The organism is Halorientalis litorea, from assembly GCF_023028225.1.
Classification (GTDB): domain Archaea; phylum Halobacteriota; class Halobacteria; order Halobacteriales; family Haloarculaceae; genus Halorientalis; species Halorientalis litorea.
The window spans coordinates 1,391,304-1,414,849 of sequence record NZ_CP095482.1 but is presented as its reverse complement, the minus strand read 5'-3'; the positions used below and the strand labels follow the sequence as shown (position 1 = coordinate 1,414,849).

General features: G+C 67.6%; 22 protein-coding genes. 10 read left to right on the top strand and 12 right to left on the bottom strand.

What is annotated here, in order from left to right; genetic code table 11:
* The first annotated feature begins 100 nt into the window (after window positions 1-100).
* Window positions 101-1,381, top strand: a complete 1,281-nt coding sequence (locus MUG95_RS07565; RefSeq protein ID WP_247005356.1) for an MFS transporter — start codon at window positions 101-103, stop codon at window positions 1,379-1,381.
* On the opposite strand, the gene MUG95_RS07560 is transcribed toward MUG95_RS07565, so the two are convergent.
* On the bottom strand, window positions 1,359-2,108 hold the full coding sequence (locus MUG95_RS07560; protein ID WP_247005354.1) for a HEAT repeat domain-containing protein: 750 nt from the start codon (window positions 2,106-2,108) through the stop codon (window positions 1,359-1,361). The genes MUG95_RS07565 and MUG95_RS07560 overlap by 23 nt on opposite strands.
* A 115-nt stretch (window positions 2,109-2,223) precedes the next feature.
* On the opposite strand from MUG95_RS07560, the gene MUG95_RS07555 reads away from it, so the two are divergent.
* Window positions 2,224-3,531 (top strand): MFS transporter, encoded by a 1,308-nt coding sequence (locus MUG95_RS07555; RefSeq protein ID WP_247005352.1) that lies wholly within the window; start codon window positions 2,224-2,226, stop codon window positions 3,529-3,531.
* Window positions 3,532-3,580: 49 nt separating this feature from the next.
* Window positions 3,581-5,635: an excinuclease ABC subunit UvrB gene (gene uvrB / locus MUG95_RS07550; protein ID WP_247005351.1), complete on the top strand. Its 2,055-nt coding sequence runs from the start codon at window positions 3,581-3,583 to the stop codon at window positions 5,633-5,635.
* A 38-nt stretch (window positions 5,636-5,673) separates the two neighbouring features.
* On the opposite strand, the gene MUG95_RS07545 is transcribed toward uvrB, so the two are convergent.
* Window positions 5,674-5,868, bottom strand: coding sequence for a hypothetical protein (locus tag MUG95_RS07545; RefSeq protein WP_247005349.1), 195 nt, complete (start codon window positions 5,866-5,868; stop codon window positions 5,674-5,676).
* A 228-nt stretch (window positions 5,869-6,096) separates the two neighbouring features.
* Here MUG95_RS07545 and MUG95_RS07540 point away from each other — a divergent pair, with 228 nt between their 5' ends.
* Both MUG95_RS07540 and MUG95_RS07535 read left to right on the top strand, forming a co-directional pair.
* Window positions 6,097-7,212, top strand: a complete 1,116-nt coding sequence (locus MUG95_RS07540; protein WP_372608165.1) for a sulfite exporter TauE/SafE family protein — start codon at window positions 6,097-6,099, stop codon at window positions 7,210-7,212.
* A 1-nt stretch (window position 7,213) separates the two neighbouring features.
* Window positions 7,214-7,648 carry a universal stress protein gene (locus MUG95_RS07535; RefSeq protein ID WP_247005345.1) on the top strand — a complete coding sequence of 145 codons (435 nt, stop codon included), beginning with the start codon at window positions 7,214-7,216 and terminating at the stop codon, window positions 7,646-7,648.
* A gap of 15 nt (window positions 7,649-7,663) precedes the next feature.
* On the opposite strand, the gene MUG95_RS07530 is transcribed toward MUG95_RS07535, so the two are convergent.
* Together MUG95_RS07530 and MUG95_RS07525 are read right to left on the bottom strand one after the other, a co-directional pair.
* On the bottom strand, window positions 7,664-9,418 hold the full coding sequence (locus MUG95_RS07530) for an excinuclease ABC subunit C (protein WP_247005343.1): 1,755 nt from the start codon (window positions 9,416-9,418) through the stop codon (window positions 7,664-7,666).
* Between the two features lie 39 nt (window positions 9,419-9,457).
* Window positions 9,458-10,225, bottom strand: coding sequence for a hypothetical protein (locus MUG95_RS07525; RefSeq protein WP_247005340.1), 768 nt, complete (start codon window positions 10,223-10,225; stop codon window positions 9,458-9,460).
* A 91-nt stretch (window positions 10,226-10,316) separates the two neighbouring features.
* On the opposite strand from MUG95_RS07525, the gene MUG95_RS07520 reads away from it, so the two are divergent.
* Window positions 10,317-10,586 (top strand): DUF7967 family protein, encoded by a 270-nt coding sequence (locus MUG95_RS07520; protein WP_247005338.1) that lies wholly within the window; start codon window positions 10,317-10,319, stop codon window positions 10,584-10,586.
* On the opposite strand, the gene MUG95_RS07515 is transcribed toward MUG95_RS07520, so the two are convergent.
* Window positions 10,587-11,036, bottom strand: a complete 450-nt coding sequence (locus MUG95_RS07515) for a MaoC family dehydratase (RefSeq protein ID WP_247005337.1) — start codon at window positions 11,034-11,036, stop codon at window positions 10,587-10,589.
* A 77-nt stretch (window positions 11,037-11,113) separates the two neighbouring features.
* Window positions 11,114-13,198, bottom strand: a complete 2,085-nt coding sequence (ligA, locus tag MUG95_RS07510) for an NAD-dependent DNA ligase LigA (RefSeq protein WP_247005335.1) — start codon at window positions 13,196-13,198, stop codon at window positions 11,114-11,116.
* Window positions 13,199-13,464: 266 nt separating this feature from the next.
* Between ligA and MUG95_RS07505 the strand changes: the two genes are divergently transcribed.
* Window positions 13,465-14,550, top strand: coding sequence for a PAS domain-containing sensor histidine kinase (locus MUG95_RS07505; protein WP_247005333.1), 1,086 nt, complete (start codon window positions 13,465-13,467; stop codon window positions 14,548-14,550).
* Here the strand turns inward: MUG95_RS07505 and MUG95_RS07500 are convergent.
* From MUG95_RS07500 to MUG95_RS07490, 3 genes are all read right to left on the bottom strand, one after another.
* Window positions 14,519-15,568: a PAS domain-containing sensor histidine kinase gene (locus MUG95_RS07500; protein WP_247005330.1), complete on the bottom strand. Its 1,050-nt coding sequence runs from the start codon at window positions 15,566-15,568 to the stop codon at window positions 14,519-14,521. The two genes, MUG95_RS07505 and MUG95_RS07500, sit on opposite strands and share 32 nt — an antisense overlap.
* Before the next feature lie 132 nt (window positions 15,569-15,700).
* A complete protein-coding gene (locus tag MUG95_RS07495) occupies window positions 15,701-16,810 on the bottom strand; it encodes a pyridoxal-phosphate-dependent aminotransferase family protein (protein ID WP_247010446.1) in 1,110 nt (369 codons plus the stop codon).
* An 84-nt stretch (window positions 16,811-16,894) separates the two neighbouring features.
* On the bottom strand, window positions 16,895-17,578 hold the full coding sequence (locus MUG95_RS07490; RefSeq protein ID WP_247010445.1) for a hypothetical protein: 684 nt from the start codon (window positions 17,576-17,578) through the stop codon (window positions 16,895-16,897).
* Window positions 17,579-17,712: 134 nt separating this feature from the next.
* On the opposite strand from MUG95_RS07490, the gene MUG95_RS07485 reads away from it, so the two are divergent.
* From MUG95_RS07485 to MUG95_RS07475, 3 genes are all read left to right on the top strand, one after another.
* Window positions 17,713-19,005, top strand: a complete 1,293-nt coding sequence (locus MUG95_RS07485) for an O-acetylhomoserine aminocarboxypropyltransferase/cysteine synthase family protein (protein ID WP_247010444.1) — start codon at window positions 17,713-17,715, stop codon at window positions 19,003-19,005.
* Window positions 19,005-20,210, top strand: a complete 1,206-nt coding sequence (metX, locus tag MUG95_RS07480; RefSeq protein ID WP_247010443.1) for a homoserine O-acetyltransferase MetX — start codon at window positions 19,005-19,007, stop codon at window positions 20,208-20,210. Before MUG95_RS07485 ends, metX begins: the two co-directional genes overlap by 1 nt.
* 87 nt (window positions 20,211-20,297) lie before the next feature.
* Complete coding sequence (locus tag MUG95_RS07475) at window positions 20,298-21,587, top strand: O-acetylhomoserine aminocarboxypropyltransferase/cysteine synthase family protein (RefSeq protein ID WP_247010442.1); 1,290 nt, start codon at window positions 20,298-20,300, stop codon at window positions 21,585-21,587.
* Between the two features lie 15 nt (window positions 21,588-21,602).
* Here the strand turns inward: MUG95_RS07475 and MUG95_RS07470 are convergent, their stop codons facing one another.
* The 3 genes from MUG95_RS07470 to serB all read right to left on the bottom strand — a co-directional run bounded on the left by MUG95_RS07470 (window position 21,603) and on the right by serB (window position 23,484).
* Window positions 21,603-22,313, bottom strand: a complete 711-nt coding sequence (locus MUG95_RS07470) for an SCP2 sterol-binding domain-containing protein (RefSeq protein WP_247010441.1) — start codon at window positions 22,311-22,313, stop codon at window positions 21,603-21,605.
* 140 nt (window positions 22,314-22,453) lie between these two features.
* On the bottom strand, window positions 22,454-22,792 hold the full coding sequence (locus tag MUG95_RS07465) for a nuclear transport factor 2 family protein (protein WP_247010440.1): 339 nt from the start codon (window positions 22,790-22,792) through the stop codon (window positions 22,454-22,456).
* Between the two features lie 56 nt (window positions 22,793-22,848).
* Entirely contained in the window at window positions 22,849-23,484 is a 636-nt protein-coding gene (gene serB, locus MUG95_RS07460; RefSeq protein WP_247010439.1) for a phosphoserine phosphatase SerB, read from the bottom strand.
* Window positions 23,485-23,546 lie beyond the last annotated feature (62 nt).

Sequence of the window (23,546 nt, the reverse complement as noted above, 5' to 3'; positions counted from 1 at the left end):
GCGCCCGTGACGTTACAATGTTCACCGCTCGCTAACTGTGGCAAACAGTGACAGGCTGAAACCCGCGAGATTTAACACCGTCCACAGCGCACCGCTTTCCGTGCGCATCTGGTCGGACCCGACGAAACGGCGCTGGATAGTGTGGGGGGTGCTGGCCGCGGTGTTCGCGCTCGTCAGCGTCCACCGCCTCTCGACGGCCGTCCTCGCGGAACGACTCACGCGGGCGTTCGACACGTCGGGGGCGGCACTCGGGACGCTCCACGCCTCGTTTTTCTACGTCTACGCCGCGATGCAGTTGCCGGCCGGCATCATCGCGGACCGTCTCGGAAGCCGCCGGTCGGTGACGGGTGGGGCGGTGGTGATGAGCGTCGGCGCGCTCGGGTTCGCGCTCGCCCAGTCGTACGTCGTCGCGTTCGCCGCGCGGGCACTCATCGGGCTGGGAGGGGGGCTGATGTTCATCGCCATCCTGCGGTTCTGTGCGAACTGGTTCCGGCCCGACGAGTTCGCCCGCCTGAGCGGGCTGACGCTCGCCGCCGCCGGCGTCGGCGGAATCCTCGCCACGACGCCGCTGGCCGTCGTCGTCGCCGCCGCCGGGTGGCGACAGACGACGCTCGGCCTCGCAGTCGTCGGGTTCGTGCTGGCACCGCTGGTCTACCTGCTCGCCCGCGACACGCCCGCGGACGCCGGCCTCACCGACATCGACGGCGTCCCGCTCGCCGACACGCCCTCGCTCCGTGGCGTCGCCCGCAACACGGCTCACATCCTCCGGGAGCGCGAGACGTGGATCGTCGGCATCGTGATGCTCTGTGGGACGGGCATCAACATCACCGTCTTCGGCCTCTGGGGCGTCCCCTATCTCGTCCAGACGTACGAGATGACGGTGACACGCGCTTCGACGTACACGCTGTTGGGGAGCGCGGGTATCCTCATCGGCCCCCCGCTCGTCGGGTGGGTGTCCGACCGCACCGGCAACAGGACGCTGTTGATGGCCGTCGGACAAGCGGCTTACACCGCCAGTTTCGGCCTCATCGCCGTGTTCGGCCGCCCGCCGATTGCCGTCGTGGGTATCGCCTTCTTCAGCGCGGGCTTTCTCGCCGGTGCCTACGCGCTGGGCTACACGATAATCAAAGAACGGCACGCGAGCGGAGCGAGCGGTGTGGCGACGGGGGCGGTCAACACGATGGCCTTCACCGGGGCGGCTGTCTTTCCGACGCTCGTCGGGCTGTTGCTCGACGCCTACTGGACCGGCGAAACCATCGGCGGCGCGCGCGTCTACTCCGTGTTCGGGTACCGGTTGGCGTTCGCGCTGGCGACGCTCGCCGGGTTCGTCGCCTTGCTGGCGTCGGTGTGGCTCCACCTCAGGACGCCCAGTAGTCGCTGACCCGCGCCAACCACTCGTCGGCCGCCTCGCGGACGAGTCTCGCCTCGTCCCCCGTTGCGGCCTCCAGCGTCGACCGGACCCGCGGCTCCGGTGACTCGCCCGGCCGCCGGGCGGTGATTGCGAGCCGCCCCAGTGCCGTGACGGCCGCTTCGCGGACCGCCGGCTCCGGTTCGGCACGGTAACACTCCACGAGTGCGTCGACTGCGTCCTCCGACCCGTCGAACCCGAGGTACCGCGCCGCCTCGCGCCGCGCCCCGGCGTCGTCGTCGCTCAGTTGAGTGAGAAATCGCTCGTAGGGCCGTCCCGGCGGTGTCATCCCCTCGACGTGGACGACGGCACCCGTCAGGCGAACGTAGTCCCCGACGTGGACCCGGCGGTCGACGGTCACGGTGTCGAACCGGACCGTCCCGATGCCGACATCGAGCAACGCCTCCTCCCTGGCCGCGTCGAAGTTCACGACCAATCCCTGAAACACGGGCGTCTCGCCCGCGTCCGTCCCGACGCGGCTGACACGCTCGGTGACCGGTTCGACCGTCGCCACGACGGCGGCGAGTTCGAAGTCGCGTTCGGTGCCCACGGCGTCGGGCGTCACCACCGTCGCGGGGTCGTAGACGCGCATCGTCGGGCCGTCGGCGGGGCACAGGCGGACGTGCCGGGTCTCCCGCGGTTCACGGTGGACCGTCCCAGGGTCGATTTCCCGTACCTCCGCGGGGAGGGCGGCCTCCATATCATACGCCACGTGACCGTGCGTAAAAACCGCTGGCGCCGTTACACGCGCTGAGTTTGTGTCGCCGACGCGCGCCGGCCAACCTTTTTGTCGCCGGCCAGCGGTGGCGTGGACGATGCAACTCCGCGCGGACCCGCTCCGGTGGCGATGGGTCGTCTGGGCCGTCCTCGCCACCGCCTTCTTGCTGGTCAGCATCCACCGCCTCTCGACGGCCGTCCTCGCGGCGGACCTCATGCGTGCCTTCGAGACGACCGGAACCGCTCTCGGGACGCTCCACGCCTCGTTTTTCTACGTCTACGCGCCGATGCAAGTGGTCGCGGGCGTCCTCGCCGACCGCCTCGGCATCCGCAAGACGGCGACCATCGGCACCGTCGCGATGAGTGTCGGCGCGCTCGCCTTCGGCCTCGCCGAGTCCTACCCGGTGGCGTTCCTCGCCCGACTGGCCATCGGACTGGGTGCCGGCGTCGTGTTCATCGCCACGATACGGTTCTGTGCGAACTGGTACCGTCCCGGCGAGTTCGCGACGATGAACGGCCTCACCGTCGGGATGTCGGGGCTGGGAGCCATCCTCGCGACGACGCCGCTCGCGCTCGCCGTCGCCGCCCTCGGCGTGCGCGCGTCGATAGTCGGCATCGGCCTCGCCGGCCTCCTCCTCGCCGCCGTCATCTGGGTGTTCGCCCGGGACACCCCCACGGCGGCCGGGTTCGCCCCCCTCAGCGATGTCCAGTCCGCCCCGACGCTGACGCTCCGTGACGTGGGCCGGAACCTCCGGACGGTCCTCACCGAACGCGAGACGTGGCTCGCCGGCCTCGCGCTGTTCACCTCGACGGGCGTCAACCTCACCGTCATCGGCCTGTGGGGCATCCCCTACGTCGCGCAGGTGTACGACCGGTCGGTCACCGTCGCGTCGACGCTCACGTTGCTCGGCAGCGTCGGGTTGTTGCTCGGGCCGCCCCTGCTCGGTCGCCTCTCGGACCGACTGGGTCGCCGGACGGACCTGATGGTCCTCGGGGCAGTCGTCTACACGGCCGCGTTCGCCGTCCCTGCCGTCGTCGTCGACCCACCGCTCCCGGTGGTCGGCCTCGTCTTCTTCGGAGCCTCCGCGCTCACCGGCACGTACGCGCTCGGCTACACCGTCGTCAAGAACCGCCACGGCGCGGCGGCCTCCGGCGTGGCGACCGGCGCGGTCAACGCCATCGGCTTCCTCGGTGCAGCACTGTTCCCGACGGTCATGGGTGCCATCCTCGACGCGTACTGGACCGGCGAGACGGTCGCTGGCGCGCGGGTGTACACGCTGGTCGGCTACCGGGTCATGTTCGCGCTGGCCGCCGCCGCGGGCCTCGTCTCCCTGCTCTGTGTCGCGTACCTGCACCTGCTGACGGCCCGGGGTTCGACGCCGGACCCTGACACCGTGTCAACGTGACCCACTGGACCCGAGTGACACAAGTTCCTCCGGCCCCACCACTCCAGTAATGAGCGACACGAGTCCCCTCTCGCCGGACAGACCCGACGTGGACCGCGATTTCCGCGTCGACGCGCCGTTCGACCCGGCGGGCGACCAACCCGCGGCTATCGAGCAACTGGTCGAGGGCTTCGAGTCGGGGATGGACAAACAGACCCTGCTGGGCGTCACCGGGTCGGGCAAGACCAACACCGTCTCGTGGGTCGTCGAGGAACTGAACCAACCCACGCTCGTCATCGCCCACAACAAGACGCTCGCGGCACAACTGTACGAGGAGTTCCGCGGCCTGTTCCCCGACAACGCCGTCGAGTACTTCGTCTCCTACTACGACTACTACCAACCCGAGGCCTACGTCGAGCAGACGGACAAGTACATCGAGAAGGACGCCTCCATCAACGACGAAATCGACCGTCTCCGCCACTCCGCGACCCGCTCGCTGTTGACCCGCGACGACGTCATCGTGGTCGCCTCCGTCTCCGCCATCTACGGTCTGGGCGACCCGCGGAACTACGTGGACATGAGCCTCCGCATCGAACAGGGCGAACAGATAGCGCGCGACGAGTTACTCGCCCGCCTCGTGGACCTCAACTACGAGCGCAACGACGTGGACTTCACGCAGGGTACCTTCCGGGTGCGGGGCGACACGCTCGAAATCTACCCGATGTACGGTCGCTACGCCGTCCGCGTGGAGTTCTGGGGCGACGAAATCGACCGCCTCCTCAAAATCGACCCCCTAGAGGGGGAAGTCGTGAGTCGGGACCCGGCCGTCCTCGTCCACCCCGCCGAACACTACTCGATTCCCGAGGACCGCCTCGAACGGGCGATGGGCGAAATCGAGGACCTGCTGGCCGACCGCATCCGCTACTTCGAGCGGCAGGGCGACATGGTGGCCGCCCAGCGAATCGAGGAACGCACCACCTTCGACTTGGAGATGCTGGAGGAGACGGGCTACTGTTCGGGCATCGAGAACTACTCCGTCCACCTCTCCGACCGCGAGAGCGGTGAGGCCCCCTACACCCTGCTGGATTACTTCCCCGACGACTTCCTGACCGTGGTCGACGAGTCTCACCAGACCATCCCCCAGATTCGCGGGCAGTTCGAGGGTGACAAGAGCAGGAAGGAGTCGCTGGTCGAGAACGGCTTCCGCCTCCCCACCGCCTTCGACAACCGGCCGCTCACCTTCGATGAGTTCGAGGACAAGACCGACCGCACCCTCTACGTCAGCGCGACGCCGAGCGACTACGAACGCGAGACGAGCGGGCAGGTCGTCGAGCAAATCGTCCGGCCCACCCACCTCGTGGACCCGGCCGTCGAGGTGGCCGACGCGACGGGGCAAGTCGAGGACCTGCTCGACCGTATCGACGAGCGAGTCGAGCACGACGAGCGCGTGCTGGTCACGACGCTCACCAAGCGGATGGCCGAGGACCTCACCGAGTACCTCGAAGAGGCGGGCGTCGACGTGGCCTACATGCACGACGAGACGGACACGCTGGAACGCCACGAACTCGTCCGCTCGCTCCGCCTCGGCGACATCGACGTGCTCGTGGGCATCAACCTCCTGCGTGAGGGACTCGACATCCCGGAGGTGTCCCTCGTGGCGATTCTCGACGCCGACCAGGAGGGCTTTCTCCGCTCGGAGACCACGCTGGTCCAGACGATGGGGCGGGCGGCGCGAAACGTCAACGGCGAGGTGGTGCTGTACGCCGACGCGGTCAGCGGGGCGATGGAGTCGGCCATCGCGGAGACGAACCGCCGCCGCGAGATTCAGCAGGCGTACAACGAGGAACACGGGTTCGAGCCACAGACCATCGAGAAGGCCGTCGGCGAGACGAATCTCCCCGGGTCCAAAACCGACACCGGCGGCGTCTCCGGGATGGACCCCGAGGACGAGGCCGAGGCCGAACGGCTAATCGCGGACCTCGAAGACCGGATGCAGGCGGCCGCCGACAACCTCGAGTTCGAACTCGCCGCGGACATCCGTGACCGCATCCGCGAGGTGCGCGAGGAGTACGAACTGGCCGACGCGGAGGAGGGCGTCGTCCCCGAACCGGCCGAGGAGTTCTGACTACCGGGCGAACGAACGGAACGAACCCGTGGATGGCCTCAGCGTCGACGGCCGGTCCGTGCGGCGACGCGCATCTCGACGTACTTGCGCGACCACGTCCGCGCGTGTCGCTTGAGCCGTCCGAGGAGTCCGCCCGTCTGGTCGGTGGACTCGGGGGACCCCTTCGTATCGTGGAGACCGTCTCTGTGTCCCGTCGCGTCGTCGCGGCCGAGGGGTTCCTCTGGATGGCTCATTCTAGGCAAGAGTTGACACGGGTCTATAATAAATTACGGGGCAATACGTCCGTCTGCGGAGATGTCGCCGGAAGTGAATGCCAACGGTGCGACTGTGCGCGCTCGCGGGCACGGACCCGTGACCGGGAACCGTCGAAAACTGCCGGTTCCGTCCCATGAACGCCAGTCCTCTCCCGACGAACGACAAGACATTTGTACCGGACTTCCCAACCGGCGCGCAATACTCCGATGAGTTCTCCGTCAGCGTCGAGCAGACTTCAGAAGACGTTTCTGAAGTACCAACACGTGTTCGTTTTCGTTGCACCCGCTCTGTTCATCGCCGGCGTGTACTTCGCCGCACCGCTCCCTACCGAGGCCGGGGACGGCTACTGGGTCCGGTACTGGTGGCTGTTCCCCGTCTTCCTGCTGGGGGCGACCATCGTGAACACAGTCGGCATCAGCGGGTCGGCACTGTTCGTGCCCTACCTCATCTTCGTGTTCCCGCTGCTGGTGGGCTATCTCGCGCCCGACACACTCGTGACTGTCCCGCTCACCCCGGAAACTATCGTGAAGGTGGGTCTCATCAGCGAGTCGTTCGGTCTGTCGAGTTCCGCCATCGCGTTCATCCAGTACGGCCTTGTGGACCGACGGCTCGCGCTGACGCTCGTCGGCGGGTCGATTCCGTTCGTCGTCGGCGGTGCCCTGCTCTCGTTCGTCATCCCCGAGCCTATCTTCCACGCCCTGCTGGGATTGGCACTCGTCACGGCGTCGTTCCTCATGTTCAAGGCCGACCTCGGCCACGAGGAACCCGGGGCTGCCGAGGCGGAAGAGACGGCGGCGACGGACGGCGGTGGCTCGCTCCCGGACGACGACAACAAACTCGGTCCGGCGGGCGTCTCGACCGACGGCGAGGGTGTCGTCACCCGGGTCGACCGCGACGGGAGCGACTACTCTTACACGCGCGGGGGGTACCTCGAACGGTTCGCCAACTACAGCATCGGCGGCGTGTTCCAGGGCCTCGCCGGGTTCGGCATCGGCGAACTCGGCATCATCTCGATGCTCCGCACCTCCGTTCCCGTGCGGGTCGCTATCGGGACCAACCACATCGTCGTCGCCTCGACGGCCGTCCTCGCGTCGCTCGTCCACGTCTTCGGCGGCGGCCTCGTCCCCGGCGGCCACGCCATCGACCTCGCGTCGACGCCGTGGAACATGGTCGTCTGGACCGTCCCCGCGACGGTCACCGGCGGGCAGATAGCCCCCTACGTCGCCGCCGTGCTCGACACCGAAGTCATCAAGAAGGGCGTCGGGGTGCTGTTCGCCCTCATCGCCGTCGCGCTGTTCGTCATGGCTAGCGGGGTGGTCTGACGTGTACGACCGTATCCTCTTGCCCGCCGACGGGAGCGAGGGTGTCGCCACGGCCGCGTCCCACGCCGGCCGCGTCGCCGAGCGGTTCGACGCGACGGTTCACGTCCTCTCCGTCGTGGACACACGCAATCGCTTCGAGAGTCCGAGCGTCGGTGTCTCGACGGAGGCGTGGCTGGACGCCGAACGCGAGCGCGCACACGAGGCCGTCGAGGACGCCGTCGCCGCCCTCCCGGACGTGCCCACCGAGACGACGGTGGTCGAGGGCGTCCCGCGGACCGAGATTCTCGACGCTATCGACCGCGTCCCCGCCGACCTCGTGGTCATGGGCACCCACGGCCGAACCGGCATCGACCACTACCTCATCGGGAGCGTCGCGGAGAAAGTCGTCCGCCGGTCGCCGGTGCCCGTGATGACCGTCCGTCTCGGTGCGGACTGACGACACACGCACCGCTCACAGTCGGTCCGTGATTGTCTCGGCCGTCGCCTCGCCGACGCCCTCGACCGCCTGTAAGTCCGACACGGTGGCCGCCCGGACGTTCTCGACGCTCCCGAACCGCCGGAGCAACCGCCTGCGCGTCTCGGGACCGACGCCCGGAACCTCGTCCAACGCCGTCGACACGTCGTCACGGACGGACTGGTGGTACTGGACGGCGAAGCGGTGGGCTTCGTCCCGCACTCGCTGACAGAGGTGGAGATGCGGGGCGTCGGCGGGCCAGTCGTGGGTTCCGGTCGGTGTCACCACCAGTTCCTCCTCCTTCGCCAGCGCGACGGCGGGGACGTCCCATCCCGTCTCCGCCAGCGCGTCTTGTGCCGCGCCGAGTTGCCCCTCGCCGCCGTCTATCAGGAGCAGGTCGGGGTCGGGTCGGTCGTCCCGGTCCGCGACCGCACGCTCGGCGCGCCACCGCACCAGCCCCCGCATGTTCTCGTAGTCGTCGTTGACCTCGGCCAACTTCTTGCGGCGGTAGTCGCTCTTCTCGGGCGTACCGTCGACGAACGTGACGTTGCTCCCGACCACCGCCTGCCCCTGTGCGTGGCTCACGTCGAAGCCCTCGATGCGTTCGACGGCCGCGTCGAGTCCCAGTGCCTCGGCGAGGGCCGCCCCCTCGTCCTGCCGGGGGTCCGTGCCGCGGCGGGCGTTCTTCAGCGCGAGGTCGACGAGTTTGGCCTCCCGGCCCGCACCGGGGACGCGCACCGCGACCCCTTCGGCCCGTAGCCACGCCTCCACCTCGTCGTCCGCCAGCGGTTCGGGGAGCAGGAGTGCCCCGGGCAACTCGCGCTCGGCGTAGTACTGCGCGACGAACGCCGCCAGTACCTGTCCGATTCGGTCGGCCGGCACCCCGTCGCCGCCCGGTGCGGTGAGGCCGTGGCGGTCGCGCTCGACCAACTGCCCCTCTGCGGCGTGGAGGCGCGCGACGGTGGCCGTCTCCCCCTCTATGGCCGCGCCCAGTACGTCGACGGCCCGTTCGTCGCTCCCCTCGGCGGCGACGGCCTCGCCGCCGCCGCCGTGGAACGCCTCGACGGCGGCGAGTCTGTCCCGGAGGTTCGCGGCCCGCTCGAACTCCTCGGCCTGCGCGGCCGCCTCCATCTCCCGGCGCAGCGGGTCGGCGAGGACGCCCGTCTCGCCCGCGAGGAACCGCCGGACGCTCTCGGTGTCCTCGCGGTACGCCTCGCCGCCGATTTCGCCCGTGCAGGGTGCGGTACACAGTCCCACCTCGTAGTCGAGGCAGGGCCGGTCGCGGTTGCGGTACTTGTGGTCCGAACAGCCACGCACGCCGTAGGTCTCCCGCAGGGCTTTCACGACCGTCTCGACCCGGCCCTTGTCGGTGTAGGGACCGAAGACGGTGGCGTCGTCGGCCGGGTCCCGCGTCACCTCGATGCGCGGCACGTCGTGGGCGGTGAGTTGCACCAGCGGGTAGGACTTGTCGTCCTTCAGCCGGACGTTGTACCGGGGCTGGTGGCGTTTGATGAGGTTCGCCTCCAGCAGGAGGGCTTGGGTCTCGGTGTCGGTGACCGCCACGTCGAGGTCTCCCGCGCGTTCGACCATCCGGCGGATGCGCTCGCTTCGGGGGTCTGCATACGACCGCACTCGGTCCCGCAGGTCCACGGCCTTGCCGACGTAGAGCGTCGTGTCGCCGTCGAGAAAGCGGTAGACGCCCGGCTCCGGGGGCAGGTCGTTCGCTCTAGCGCGGACCTCGCTCGGGTCCATCTCGCCGAGTCCGTACGGGCGGTGGCCGTATGTGGGTTTCTACTCCGGCGTGCCGTCCTGCTGGCCGTCGAACGGGTCCTCGCCGCCGTCCGCGCCCGTCCCGCCAGCACCGAGGCCCGTCTCCTCGGTGCCGACACTCGCTCCCGTCTCGCCGGTTGCGGGGCGGTCCGTGTCGGGACTCCGCGCCGCTCCGTCGACCGACGGCGTGGCCTCGCCAGCCCCGCCCGCCGCGGGCGCGACGCCGTCGAGTGCGCGCCGAATCCGGTCGCGCTCGCCCTCGCTGTCCCGCGGTGCCGGAACGTGGATGTCCTCGTCGCCGGCCACCTCGACGACGAGCGTGTGGTCCCGACTCTGGACGAACACGCCGAGCGTGGTCAGCGCGACGACGACACCGAGGCCACCGAGGACGAGCAGTCCCTCGTCGAGATAGCCGAGCATGTCGATGGCCGTCTGCAGGCCTTCGAGCAGGCCGCCGAATTCGAGTCGGACGGTCCCGCTCGAACCGACATCGCCGAGAGTGAACAGCGAGTCGAACTCCGTTGTCAGGCCGATACCGATACCGACCGCACCGACGACGCCGCCTTTGATGGCGTACCTGAGCCATCCCGTCTCGCCGACCATTTCGAGGCCGACAGCCTCGACGTTCGGTCGCTCGACGGCTCGGTAGTTCGTCCCCTCGCCCTCGGGGGTGAACGCGAACACGCGCTGGTCCGTCACGACGACGGCGTTGTCGCCGAGCGGGACTGTCGTTTCGATGTGCTCGCCCTCTCGGAGCCGCTGTCGGGCCTCGTCGCTCCAGCGCGTCATCGCATCCATGTTCTCGCGCCGACATATGAATCTCTCGACCAACACGGACCGAGATACGTGGATACAAAGCCGTGGGTGCCGACCGTCGAGTATGAGCGACGACGACACCGAACGCGTGTGGCTCGTCGAGCGCGACTACAACGACAAGGGTCTCGTCACGCTGGTCTACGCCACTACCGAGGGCGACCGCTGTCTGCAGAGCAACCGCTCCTCGACGATGCTCTCGAGACAGGGCGTCACGGCCGCCCAGACCGTCGAAACGGACCGCCTCGTCCCCGTCGAGGAGGCGGACCTGCGCGACCGCTACGCACACGAGGCGTCGCGGATGGCCGACCGCCACGACCCGGACGACGAGGTGTGACTACGCCCGCCCGACGACGTTGTGCGTGATAAACGACGCCACGCGACGGTCGCCGTCGGCGTACACCGTCCGCCCGAAGTCGACGTATCCCCGGTCGTCGCGGCTCTCGGAGGCTCGCGTGTCGATGACTTCGATGTCAATCGAGAGCGTGTCACCCGGCCGTACCGGGTCGTGCCAGCGCAGGTCGTCCATCCCCATCCCGCCCATGTTCGCCAGCCCCGGGTCGCCCTGCACGAACTCGGTGACGAACAACCGCACGGACAGACACAGCGTGTGGAGACCGCTGGCGACGAGACCCCCGAACATGGAGTCTTTCGCCGCCTCCGGGTCGACGTGGAACGGTTGCGGGTCGAACCGTTCGGCGAAGGTGATGATGTCCTCTTCGGTCAGCGATACCTCGCCGACGGTGAACGTGTCGCCGACTGCCAAGTCCTCGAAGTGGCGCGTCATGGCTCCTCTCCCGGCCCCTCGGAGATAACAGTTTGGAGCGTTCCCCGTACGACTGCCACGGAAGCGGCTGGCCACGCTCAGACCGGGACGCCACGCTCGGCGAGTTCGGCCTCGAACTCCGCCTCGGTCAGCGTCAGAACGCCCGCCGCCTCGGCGTCCTCGCGCTTCGTCGTCCCCGGGTTCTCCCCGACGACGAGGAAGTCGGTGTTGGCCGAGACGCTGCTCGTGGCCGACCCGCCGTGTGCCTCGACGAGGTCCTGTGCCTCGCTCCGGGTGTAACCGTCGAGTGACCCGGTGAACACGAACGTCAGTCCGTCGAGTTCGTCGCCCGTCTCCGTCTCGACTGGCTGTGGGTCGACTCCCTCCTCGCGCAACCGCTCGACCACCGCGCGGTTACGCTCGGAGTCGAAGAACCCCCTGATTTCGCGGGCGACCACCTCGCCGACGTCGTCCACCTCCCGGAGGTCCGCCTCGCTCGCGGCCAGCACCGAGTCGAGGTCACCGAAGGTTCGGGCCAGCGCGCTCGCCGTCGTCGGCCCGACTTCCGGGACGCCGATGGCCGCGAGGAAGTCGTCGAGCGGCGGTTCGCGGGCGGCGTCGAGTTCCGCGAGCAGGTTCGCCGCGCTCTGCTCGCCCCACCCCTCCAGTTCGGTCAGGGCCTCGCGTTCGAGCGTGTAGAGGTCCGGCAGTTCCTCGATGACGCCGGCGTCGAGCAACTGTTCGATTCGCTCCGGCCCGAGGCCGTCGATGTCCAGTCCCGCCCTGCTCGCGTAGTGTTCTATGGCCCGTTCTAACTGTGCGGGACAGGCCAGCCCGCCCGTACAGTAGGCGAGCGGCCCGTCGCGTTCGACCGGACTCTCACAGACCGGACAGCGGTCGGGAAACTCGAAGGAGCCGTCGGCGTGGTCCTCGACGACCTCTTCGACGTCCGGAATCACGTCCCCCGCCCGCTTGACCCGCACCGTGTCGCCGACGGCTACGTTCAACTCGGCTATCTCGGCGGGATTGTGGAGGCTGGCCCGCGAGACGGTGACCCCGCCGACTTCCACGGGGTCGAGCAGAGCGACGGGCGTCAGGCGGCCGGTTCGACCCACCTGTACCACGATGTCGGTCACGCGGGTCACCTCCTTCCGCGCGGGGAACTTGTAGGCGAAGGCCCACCGCGGTGCCCGCGCGGTGGTGCCGAGCAGGTCCCGCGCCTCGTGGTCGTCGACTTTGACGACGACGCCGTCTATCTCGTAGTCGAGTTCGTCTCGACGGGCGAGCAAGTCGTCGCGGTAGTCGATGGCGGCCTCGATGTCGTCGGCCGTCGTGATGTCCTCGGCGACCGGGAGGCCCCACGCGGGGAACTGGCGGAGCTCTGCCCGGTGGGTGTCGGCCCGCTCGCTGGCGGCGAGGACGCCGAAGAAGAACACGGAGAGCGGTCGCTCGGCGGTCACCGACGGGTCGAGCTGTCGGAGCGTTCCGGCGGCGGCGTTCCGAGGGTTGGCGAACGGCTCTTGGCCGCGCTCGACGCGCTCGCGGTTGTGTTCGCGGAAGGCCGCCTTTGGCATGTACACCTCGCCTCGCACGACCAACCGCTCCGGGTGGTCGCCGCGCAACCGCTGGGGGACGGCCCCGATGGTCCGGACGTTTTCGGTCACGTCTTCGCCCTCCTCGCCGTCGCCGCGGGTCGCCGCGCGCTCGAACCTGCCGTCCTCGTAGACCACCTCGACGGAGAGCCCGTCGAACTTCGGCTCGCAGACGTACCGGAGCTCACCCATCCAGTCCGCGTCCGCCAGCCCCTCGCGGACGCGGCGGTCGAACTCGCGGACCTCGTCGGCCTCGCCGCTCTGGTCGATGGAGCGCATCGGCGCGACGTGGGAGACGGTTTCGAGTTCGTCCAACGGTTCGCCGCCGACCCGCCGGGTGGGGCTGTCCTCGGTCTGGATGTCGAACTCGGTTTCGAGCGTTTCGAGACGGGCAAAGAGCGCGTCGTACGTCCGGTCGCCGACGACGGGGTCGTTCTGCACGTAGTAGCGGTAGTCGTGGTATCGGACGGCCTCGCGTAACTGGGCGGCCTGCTCGCGGGCGGCGTCCTCGTCCAGTTCCTCCACAGGGTCGAACTCCGTCGGCGGGTCCGTGACGTAGGGATTGTCCGGCCGGTCCTCCGCTCCTGACATCGTCGGAACCGAGGGACTCCGTCGTTCTAACAGTACCGCCTCGGCCGTCACACCGTGTGGTGCCAGCGGCCCGAACTGCGGCCGGTCTGTTGCGTGGTGGCGTCGCGGCACCGACCACCGAGTGGTGGCGGTTGCCCACGACCTGTTTGTCGATATTGGGCAAGCAGTGGAATTTGGACCAATATACTGGGATTATTCCAGAGATAGAGGACAGAAACTGAAGTAAACCCAAGGACTTATCATTCTGTCGGGGTATCGTTCCGGTTATGGTGCCGCCCGGTAACTCGGCTGACGGGTCCCTCCAACACATCGACGAGAGTCCGGATGTCTTGCTGGCCGCCCTAGAGGGGTCAGATGTCGGGGTGTTCGTTCTCGGGCCCGACTACTCCGTGCGGTGGATAAACGAGGCGACAGAGGAGTACTTCGGCCTCTCCCGGGAAGCGGTCATCGGCACGGACAAGCGGGACCTCATCGAGTCGACGGTCAAGTCGATGTTCGAGCGGCCCGAGCGGTTCGCCGAGACGGTCACCGCCACCTACGACGACAACACCCACGTCCAAGCGTTCGAGTGTCACGTCCTCCCCGACGACCAGCGGGCGGAACGGTGGCTCCTCCACCAGAGTCAACCCATCGAGACGGGCGAACTCGCGGGTGGCCGCATCGAACACTACACCGACATCACCGGCCGCAAGGAGCAGGAGACCGAACTTCGGCAGCAAAACGAACAGCTGTCACAGTTCGCGAGCGTGGTTTCTCACGACCTCCGCAATCCACTGAACGTCGCGATAGCACGACTGGAACTGGCACAGCAACAGTCCGACAACGAGCACCTCGACCCGATGGAGAACGCGCTCGCTCGGATGGAGCGCATCATCGACGACGTTCTGTGGCTGGCCCGCGAAGGACAGGACATCGGAGTGACCGAACCCGTCGCCCTCGACGACGTTGTCGGTGCCGCGTGGGCCATCGTCGCCGACGACGCCGACGGCGCGGAGATACGCCGCCCCGACGCGGGACTGGGGACCATCGAAGCCGACGACGACCGCCTCTGCCAACTCCTCGAGAATCTGTTCCGGAACGCCATCGAACACGGCGACGGTGCCGTGACGGTCACCGTCGGACCGCTCGCGGACGGCTTCTACGTCGAAGACGACGGCCCCGGCATCCCCGAGGCGGAGCGTGCCGACATCTTTACCGCCGGGTACTCGACGGCGGACGGCGGGACCGGGTTCGGCCTCGACATCGTCCAACAGGTCGCCGAGGCCCACGGATGGACGGTCAGCGTGACCGACGGGGACGACGGCGGTGCTCGGTTCGAGATTACTGGCGTCCAGCGGCCGACCGAAGCGTGAGCGTGATGTCGCTGCCGCCGTTCGGCCGGTCGGCGTAGGTCACGTCGCCGCCGTACGCCGTGACTATCCACCGGACGAGCCAGAGTCCGAGTCCGCTCCCGTGGTCGAGCGGCGTGACCGACATTTTCCCGGTGAGAACCTCCCGCTCCGTCTCGGGCAGTCCCGGCCCGTCGTCGCTCACGGTCACGGTAACCTGCCCGTCACCTTCGTGGGCAGTCACTCGAACGTTCGGCGTCGCCGTCCCGGCGTACCGAATCGCGTTGTCGACGAGGGCGGCGAGTGCCCGGTCCAGGTGGCCGCCGGTCATGACCGGCGGCACGTCGTCGACGTCGACGTGAACGTCGGCGCGGTCCGTGAGTGGCACGTCGGCGAGGGCTGTCTCGACCACTCCGTCGAGGTCGGTGGCTGTCAAACTCGGGTCGGCGTCGAGGGCACGCTCGATGTCCCGTGCCTCGGTGCTGGTTCGGTCCAGCGCGAGCGCGCTCTCGTGTACTGCCGCCGCCGTGTCCGCCAACTCCGGGTCGTCGAGCGTTTCGAGTAGCGTCTCGGCGTGGGCCACGAGTGTCTCGACGTGGGAACTGACGTTGTGCTGGAGGACGCGGTTCAACACGGCCAGTTCCCGCTCCTGTCGGATTTCGTCGGTGAGGTCGGTGTACACCGCAAAGCCCCGGTCACCGCCCTGATACGGGATGCCGCGGTAGAGGAGCGTCTGGACACCGTCCTCGGTGTGTCGGTCGACGATGGCGTAGTTCGCTTTCCCCGTGGCCGTCCGCCGGTCGAACCGGTCGCTCTGGGACTGTCGCTCGTTCGGGACGATACGGGCGTTCAGGTCCGTTCCGACAACCTCGTCGGCGTCGACGCCGAAGAGGCGACAGAACGCCTCGTTTACCGTTCGGATAATCGGCGCGCCGTCCTCGAACTCGAACTCGACGATGGCGTCTTGGAGGTTCTCGAACAGATGCCGAAAGCGGCCGGCCTCCGACCCCTGGGAGGGCGTCGAACTCTCGTCTCGGTCCATCGAGAGGGCGTACCCGTTCCGGACACATTACGCCTTCCCAACTAGGAGAAAATTGCGCGCACCCTTCGAAATAAACATTCAGTCGAACCGTATTAGTGGACGAGTGTAGGCAAACGGTCGGTGTCGGTCCGATTACAGTCCGGCCACGTCCTCGATGGCGTCGGTGAGTTCCGCGATGCTCTCGACGGTGTGTTCGCCCATGTGGCCGATGCGGAACGTCTGCTCCCCGATGTCGCCGTACCCGTTCGAGAACACCATGTCGTACTCCTCGGACACTTCCTCGATGGTCGCGGCCACGTCGATGCCCTGCGTGTTCTCGATGCAGGTGACCGTCTGGGACTCGTAGCCCTCCTCGGGGAAGAGGCCGAAGTGTTCGCGTGCCCACTCGCGCGTGTACTCGGCCATGTCACGGTGCCGTTGGTCGCGGGCCTCGTGGCTCTCGTCGAGCATGTGCTTCATCTGCTTGCGGTAGGCGAGCATCAGCGGGATGGCGGGCGTCGAGTGAGTCTGCCCCTTCCGGTCGTAGTAGTCCAGACACCGCTGGAAGCCGCCGTACCACGACGCCGACTCTTTCTCGAGTTCGCGCTCGTAGGCGTCGTCGCTGACCGTACAGACGGCCAGTCCCGGCGGCATGGCGAACGCCTTCTGGACCGAGGTAAAGATGCAGTCGATGTTGTGGGCCTCGATGTCGACGAAATCCCCGCCCAGCGCGGAGATGGCGTCCACGACGAAGTACGTATCCGGGTAGTCGCCCAGCAGGTCACCGATTTCCTCGATGGGGTTGCGTACGCCAGTCGACGTCTCGTTCATCACCATCCCGACGGCGTCGTACCCCTCGTCGCTCGCTTCGAGGGCGTCGCGCACGTCCGCGGGCTTGACCGCCTCGCCCCACTCGTACTCGATTCGGTCCACGTCCTTGCCCAGTCGCTCGGCGACGTTCGCCTGTCGCTCGCTGAAACTGCCGGATGTCGGGACCAGCATGCGGTCCTCGACGAGGTTGAGCGTCGTCGCCTCCCAGAACTCGGTGCCCGACGCGGTGAGGATGATGACCTCCTCGTCGGTGTGGAGGAAGTCCTTCGTGTCCTCCACGATGGTCGTGTAGAGGTCCGTCATCCGGTCCATACGGTGCCCGAACATCGGTTCGGCCATCGCCTCGATGACGTCCTCGCGGACTTCCGTCGGTCCCGGGAGATAGAGCGTCTTGTTCGGATAATCGCCGGTGTATTCCTGTTTCTTGGTCACGGAAACCGCCTCGGTGGGTGGACAATCATGGCGGGAGGTCATGGTAGTTTTGATACCGGTGAGTGCCCGTACTCGGACGACACCCTACTCCTCGACTGCGGCCCCGCTGTCCGGCCCCGTGGTGCCCACCGACTGGTCGGGCCGCCGCTTCCCGGCGGCGTACCCGACACCGACCAGCGGGAGTGCGAACAGCCCGAATATCAACTCTCCGACGACGAACAGCAGTATCTGCCCGACGAGAGTCCCGCCTCGGGCGGCGTCGGTGAGGGCGACCAACGGGAGTGCGAGCAACGCGACGGCCAACGCGTAGCACCCACCCCGGACTGCTCCGAACACGGAGTATTGGCGGGCGAGCCACGCCGTCACGCCGACCCACGCGCCGAGTCCCGCGAGGAGGCCAACCCCGCCGCCACCGACGACGCCGACGACGACGAGTGCGACGAACCCACAGACGACGCCGACGACGGTCAGCGAGTCGTCGATGAGTCCGTCCGGGCCGAAGTAGCGGTCCAGCCAGTCCTCGCCGCCCCCGGAACCGGCCGCCGTGCCGCCGGGGTCGGTGGCCACCGGGTCACCTCGGTCGGTCCCGGTGTCGTCCCCCTCGTCGCTCACTTCCGGGATGCCGAACCCGTCTCCCCAACCCGACCGCCGAGGTTCGCTGCCGTCACCGTCGACGGGCCGGTCGAACTGGGAGTCACAGTGCATACAGTACGTCGCGCGTACCCCGACTGGCTCGCCACACGCCGGACAGCGTGGGTCCGTTACCATCGCGGAGATGTGCGTGAGCCGACAGTATAACGCTTTCCCGGGCCGCCACCGGTAGCGTGTGTGACAATCTCAGTCGCTGAGATATTTGCCGTAACTCGTGGTTATAGATGGCTAGAGATATATGAGTGTCGTACATGACTGATGACACACGACGCTTCGGGACGCGCTGTGTCCACGCCGGGCAGGAGGACCCGGACCCGGCGACGGGCGCGCGCGCCCCACCTATCTACCAGACTACGTCCTACGTTTTCGAGGACGCCGACCACGCGGCGGACCTGTTCGCCTTGGAGGGCGAGGGTAACATCTACTCGCGGTTCCACAACCCTACGGTGCGGATGCTGGAGGACCGGCTCGCGTCGCTGGAGAACGGTGTCGACGCGGTCGCGACCGGAAGCGGCATGGCCGCGCTGGACGCCGCTACTTCGGTGTTGGCCGAGGCCGGCGACAACGTCGTCTCGGCGTCGTCCATCTACGGCGGGACGCACACCTACCTCTCACACAACGCCCGCCGGCGCGGTATCGAGACGCGCTTCGTCGACACGCTCGACTACGCCGCCTACGACGACGCCATCGACGAGCAGACCGCGTACGTCCACTGCGAGACTATCGGCAACCCCTCGCTCGTCACCCCCGACTTCGACGAACTGGCGGCGGTGTGCGACGACAACGACGTGCCGCTGTTCGTCGACAACACGTTCGGGACGCCCGCACTCTGCAACCCGCTCGAGCACGGTGCCGATATCGTCTGGGAGTCGACGACGAAGTGGATTCACGGGTCGGGGACGACCGTCGGCGGCGTCCTCGTCGACGGCGGCTCGTTCCCTTGGGGCGACCATCCCGAACGGTTTCCCGAGGTCGGCGGCCCGAACCCTGCCTTCGACGGCACCGACTTTAGCGAGCACTTCGGCGACCGTGCGTTCGCCGCCGCCGCCCGCTACCGCGCGGTCCGCGCGCTCGGTGACGGCCAGTCGCCGTTCGACGCGTGGCAGACGATGCAGGGCACGGAGACGCTCGCGCTCCGGATGGACCGTCACTGCGAGAACGCGATGGCTGTCGCGGAACACCTCCGGGACCATCCCGCGGTGGCGTGGGTGACCTATCCCGGCCTCGACGACCACGAGACCCACGGCAACGCCAGCGAGTACTTGGACGGCGGCTACGGCGGGATGGTCGCCTTCGGGCTCGACGGTGGCTTCGCGGCCGGCCGGGACTTCTGTGAGTCGGTCGAACTCGGCCAGTTCCTCGCCAACGTCGGCGACGCGAAGACGCTGGTCGTCCACCCTGCCAGCACGACCCACGCCCAACTCTCCGAGGAAGAACAGCGCGCCAGCGGCGTCACGCCCGACCTCGTGCGGCTCTCGGTCGGCATCGAGGACGCCGAGGACATTCTGGCGGACCTCGACCGCGCCATCACGGAGGCCACATAATGGAAGTCGAACGCGAGACGGTGTCGCTTGGCGAGTTCGAGTTCGAGTGCGGCGAGACCATCCCCGACCTCGAACTCAGGTACGAGGCTTACGGCGAGTTCACCGGCGACAACGCGGTCCTCGTCTGTCACGCCCTGACCGGGAGTGCCCACGTCGCGGGCCACCGCGGGGGCGACGGCACGGCGGGACAGGCCCGCGCGTGGTGGGATGACATCGTCGGCCCCGGGAAGGCCATCGACACGACGGAGTACTACGTGGTCTGTGCGAACGTCCCCGGGTCCTGCTACGGGTCCACGGGGCCGGCCAGCGAGAACCCCGAGACGGGCGACCCGTACGGCACGGAGTTCCCCGCCGTCACCGTCGGTGACTGGACGGAGGCCCAGCGACTCCTCTTGGACGAACTGGGCGTTCCGCACCTCCACGCCGTCGTCGGCGGGAGCGTCGGCGGCATGAACGTGCTGGACTGGGCGAAACGCCACCCCGACCACGTCGAACTGCTCGCCCCCATCGCCGCCGCCGCGCGCCTCGACCCGCAGTGTCTCGCGCTGGACGCCATCGCTCGCCGTGCCATCACCACCGACGACGACTGGCAGGGCGGGGAGTACTACGGTACCGGCGCGAAACCGACCGACGGGTTGGCTCTGGCGCGCCAGATCGGCCACGTCATGTACCTCTCGAAGGCGAGCATGGAACAGAAGTTCGGCCGCCGCGCGGCGGGCCGGGACGCCATGCGTTCGTTCCCCGTCGACCCCGCGGGCACGTTCTTCCCGTACCGCGACGTGGAGTCCTACCTCGATTATCAGGCCGAGAAGTTCGTCGAGCGGTTCGACGCCAACTCCTACCTCTACCTGACCCGCGCGATGGACAACTACGACCTCGCGGCCGGGTTCGAGAGCGACGCCGACGCGCTGGCGGCCTTCGACGGCGAGGTGCTGGCGATGTCGTTCACCGGCGACTGGCACTTCACCACCGAACAGGCCGAAGAGTTGGCCGACGCCCTTCGCGAGACGGAGGCGAGCGTCGCCCACCACGTCGTCGAGTCCGACCACGGCCACGACGCGTTCCTCGTCGAACCCGAGAAGGTTGGCCCGCCGCTGTCTGACTTCCTCGCCGACGGCCTCGACGGGAACGCCGTCACCGACACTCGCGAGAGCGACGGCGGAAGTGAGTTCGCGCCCGTCCACACGAGTCTATTCTCGGACTGACCGACGGCACTCGACCGAACGTGTTCACTCGACGCTCTCCATTGGAGACAGCTATATCTCGGCGGCGTGTAAACGCCCAACCTGCACATGTCGGACGACGATTCCATCGAAACCGAGTCACTGCACGTCGGACAGGAGGACCCGGACCCGGCGACGGGCGCGCGCGCCCCGCCCATCTACCAGACCACCTCGTACGTCTTCGAGGACGCCGAGGACGCCGCCGACCAGTTCGCGCTGGCGAAACCGGGCTACATCTACTCGCGGTTGATGAACCCCACCGTCGAGATGTTGCAGGAACGCATCGCGGCCCTCGAAGGCGGGGTGGGGGCCGTCGCCACCGCCTCGGGGATGGGTGCGTTGAACCTCACCGACTTCATCCTCGCCGACGCCGGGGACAACATCGTCACCGCCTCCGCGCTGTACGGTGGCACCTACACGTACTACACGCACACGCTCCCCCGGCAAGGCGTGGAGACACGCTTCGTGGACACGCTGGACTACGAGGCGTACGAGGAGGCCATCGACGAGAACACGAAGTACATCCACTGTGAGACCATCGGCAACCCCGCGCTGGTGACGCCGGACTTCGACCGCCTCGCCTCGATTGCCGAGGACCACGGCATTCCGCTGTTCGTGGACAACACCTTCGCCACGCCCGCGCTGTGTAATCCTATCGAACACGGCGCGAACCTCGTGTGGAACTCCACGACGAAGTGGATTCATGGACACGGGACGACGGTGGGCGGCGTCGTCGTCGACGGGGGCAACTTCGACTGGAGTGCCCACGCCGAGGACTACCCCGAAATCGCACAGGACAACCCCGCGTACCACGGCGTCAACTTCGCCGAGGCGATGGGCGAGCAGGCGTTCACCTATACGGCAATCGCCCGCGGCCTGCGGGACTTGGGTAACCAGCAGTCCCCCTTCGACGCGTGGCAGACGCTCCAAGGCGTCGAGACGCTCCCGACTCGTATGTCCCGCCACTGCGAGAACGCGATGGCCGTCGCTGAGTTCCTGCAGGACCACCCCGAAGTGTCGTGGGTGACCTACCCCGGCCTCGACGACCACGAGACCCACGACAACGCCAGCGAGTACTTGGACGGCGGCTACGGCGGGATGATAACGTTCGGGCTGGAACAGGGCTACGACGCCGCTCGGACGACGGTCGAGTCGACCGAAATCGCCAGCCTGCTGGCAAACGTCGGCGACGCCAAGACGCTCATCATCCACCCGGCGAGTACGACACACCAGCAGTTGACCGACGAGGAGAAAGCGGCCGCCGGCGTCACCGACGACATGGTGCGCCTGTCGGTCGGACTGGAGGGCATCGAGGACATCAAAGCCGACCTCGACCAAGCAATCGAGCAGGCGACCTAAGCGGTCGGGACCGGTTCAAAATCCGAGCATCTTCGAGGTCCACGAGGCCTGCCGGTACGCGAACTGCTGGACAGCGAGCGGCTGTCTGATAGTTTCGTCGACGACGCGGTCCGGAATCGAGGCCTCCGATTCGGCGAAGAGGAACGTCGTCTCTACGTCGGCCGCGAGGTCACCGAGCAGTTGAAGCAGCGTCGGGTACTGGAGGTCCAACCGGCCGTCGGGACTTATCTTCAGGTCGCCGGTCAGGACGGCCGAGGTCGCCGGTCGGCCGTCGATTATCTGTTGCCAGACCGAGCAGGGTGCACGCATGGTCGTCCCCACCTCGCGCTCGTCCGGGTCGTCGAGGAGGTCCACTTCGGGGCAGTTACCGGCTTCGAGGGACACGAACGCGTAAATCGTGTTGTCGTGGATGTGGTCCTCGATCTGATCGAGTAGGTCGCTCGCGATTTCGGGCGTCGACTCCCGGACCTCACCGTCGATGACGGAGGGTGCGTCGTCGAGCGTAATGTCCTGCAGGTCCGCGCGCACGTCGGCCGGCAGGTCGGCCATGACGACCTCCGGGAGGTCGCCGAGTCGCGTCTCCGCCAGCGGCACCTCGGTAATCTTCATCAGCACGTCACCGTTGAATCCGACCCCCCAGTCGGCCCCGATATCGTCAAGTGCGCGGCTCTCGTTGAGTACGGTCTGGTACTCGTCGAGCCACTGTGATGTGGGAAACAGAGTCATGCGAAACTAGTGTCCTACAATACACCGTCTGTATAAAATACCATCGGGTCACCTGAGGTGTCCTTTTTTATAGTAGTACTGGCCGCGGAGCCGAGAACCCCCCAGCGCGCTGGCCGTCGCCCGAGCGGTTGGGAGGCAGGTTACGCGTCGTTGAGGTAGACGGCGATGCGCGTGACGTTCCCGTCGCCGTCGAATTCGAACACGTCGCAGAAGTCCGACTCACCGCCGCCGCCGCTGACGACGCCCTCGGCCATCGTCACCGTCTCGCCGTGGACGCGCGTCGTCGTCTCGTGGGTCGTTCCCGAGAACGAACGGTGTTCCTCCATGTACTCCCGCAGGCCCTCGAAGCCGTGGAGGTCACCGGCGAGTGACTCGTAGACGAACGAGTCGGCGAGGTAGGGCCGCACCCGCTCTAACTCGCCCGTGTCGAGTGCTTGGAAGTACGCGTCGATGGCCTCGTTCCGTGCTGTCTCGTCCATACCGGACTGTCGCGGAACGGCTACTTGAAGCTGTGTACCGGTCGCGGCGGGGGGCTCTACAGCACGCTCTCGGCTTCGAGGACGCCGTGGAGCTCCGACATCGAGAGGACGCTCACGTCACAGGACGGCCCCACGGCCGGTTTCGGGTCGAACCCGACCGACAGTCCGGCGACTTCGAGCATCGGCAGGTCGTTTGCCCCGTCGCCGACGGCGACGGTGTCGTCCATCTCGACGCCCACCGTCTCGGCGAGGTCAGCGAGCGCGTCGTCTTTCGTCCCCTCGATGAGCGGCCCCTCCACCTCGCCGGTCAGTACGTCGTCCGCGACGGGGAGGCGGTTGGCGACGATGGAGTCGACGGCAACACCGGCCTTCTCCAGTGCGCGCTCGACGCCGCGCTCGAAACCGCCTGTGAGGATTGCCGTGTGGTGGCCCGCCTCGTTGAGGGCGTCGATGACCAGCGGGGCGTCCGTTCGGAGAACCACCTCGTCGAAGGCCGCTTCGGCCTTCTGCTGTGATAGGCCCTCCAACAGCGCGCACCGCTCGCGCAGGCTCTCCGCGTAGCCGATTTCGTCGTTCATCGCACGCTCGGTGATGCGTTCCATCTCGTCGGCGACGCCGCACTGCTCGCCGAGCAGGACGGTCATCTCCGAGTCCGAGAGCGTCCCGTCGAAGTCGAAGGCCACGAGTGTCATGGGCGTGGGTTCGCGGCCCGTGGCTTCAAACGCGGTGGTTCGTCCCGGCCGTGTCGCCTCCA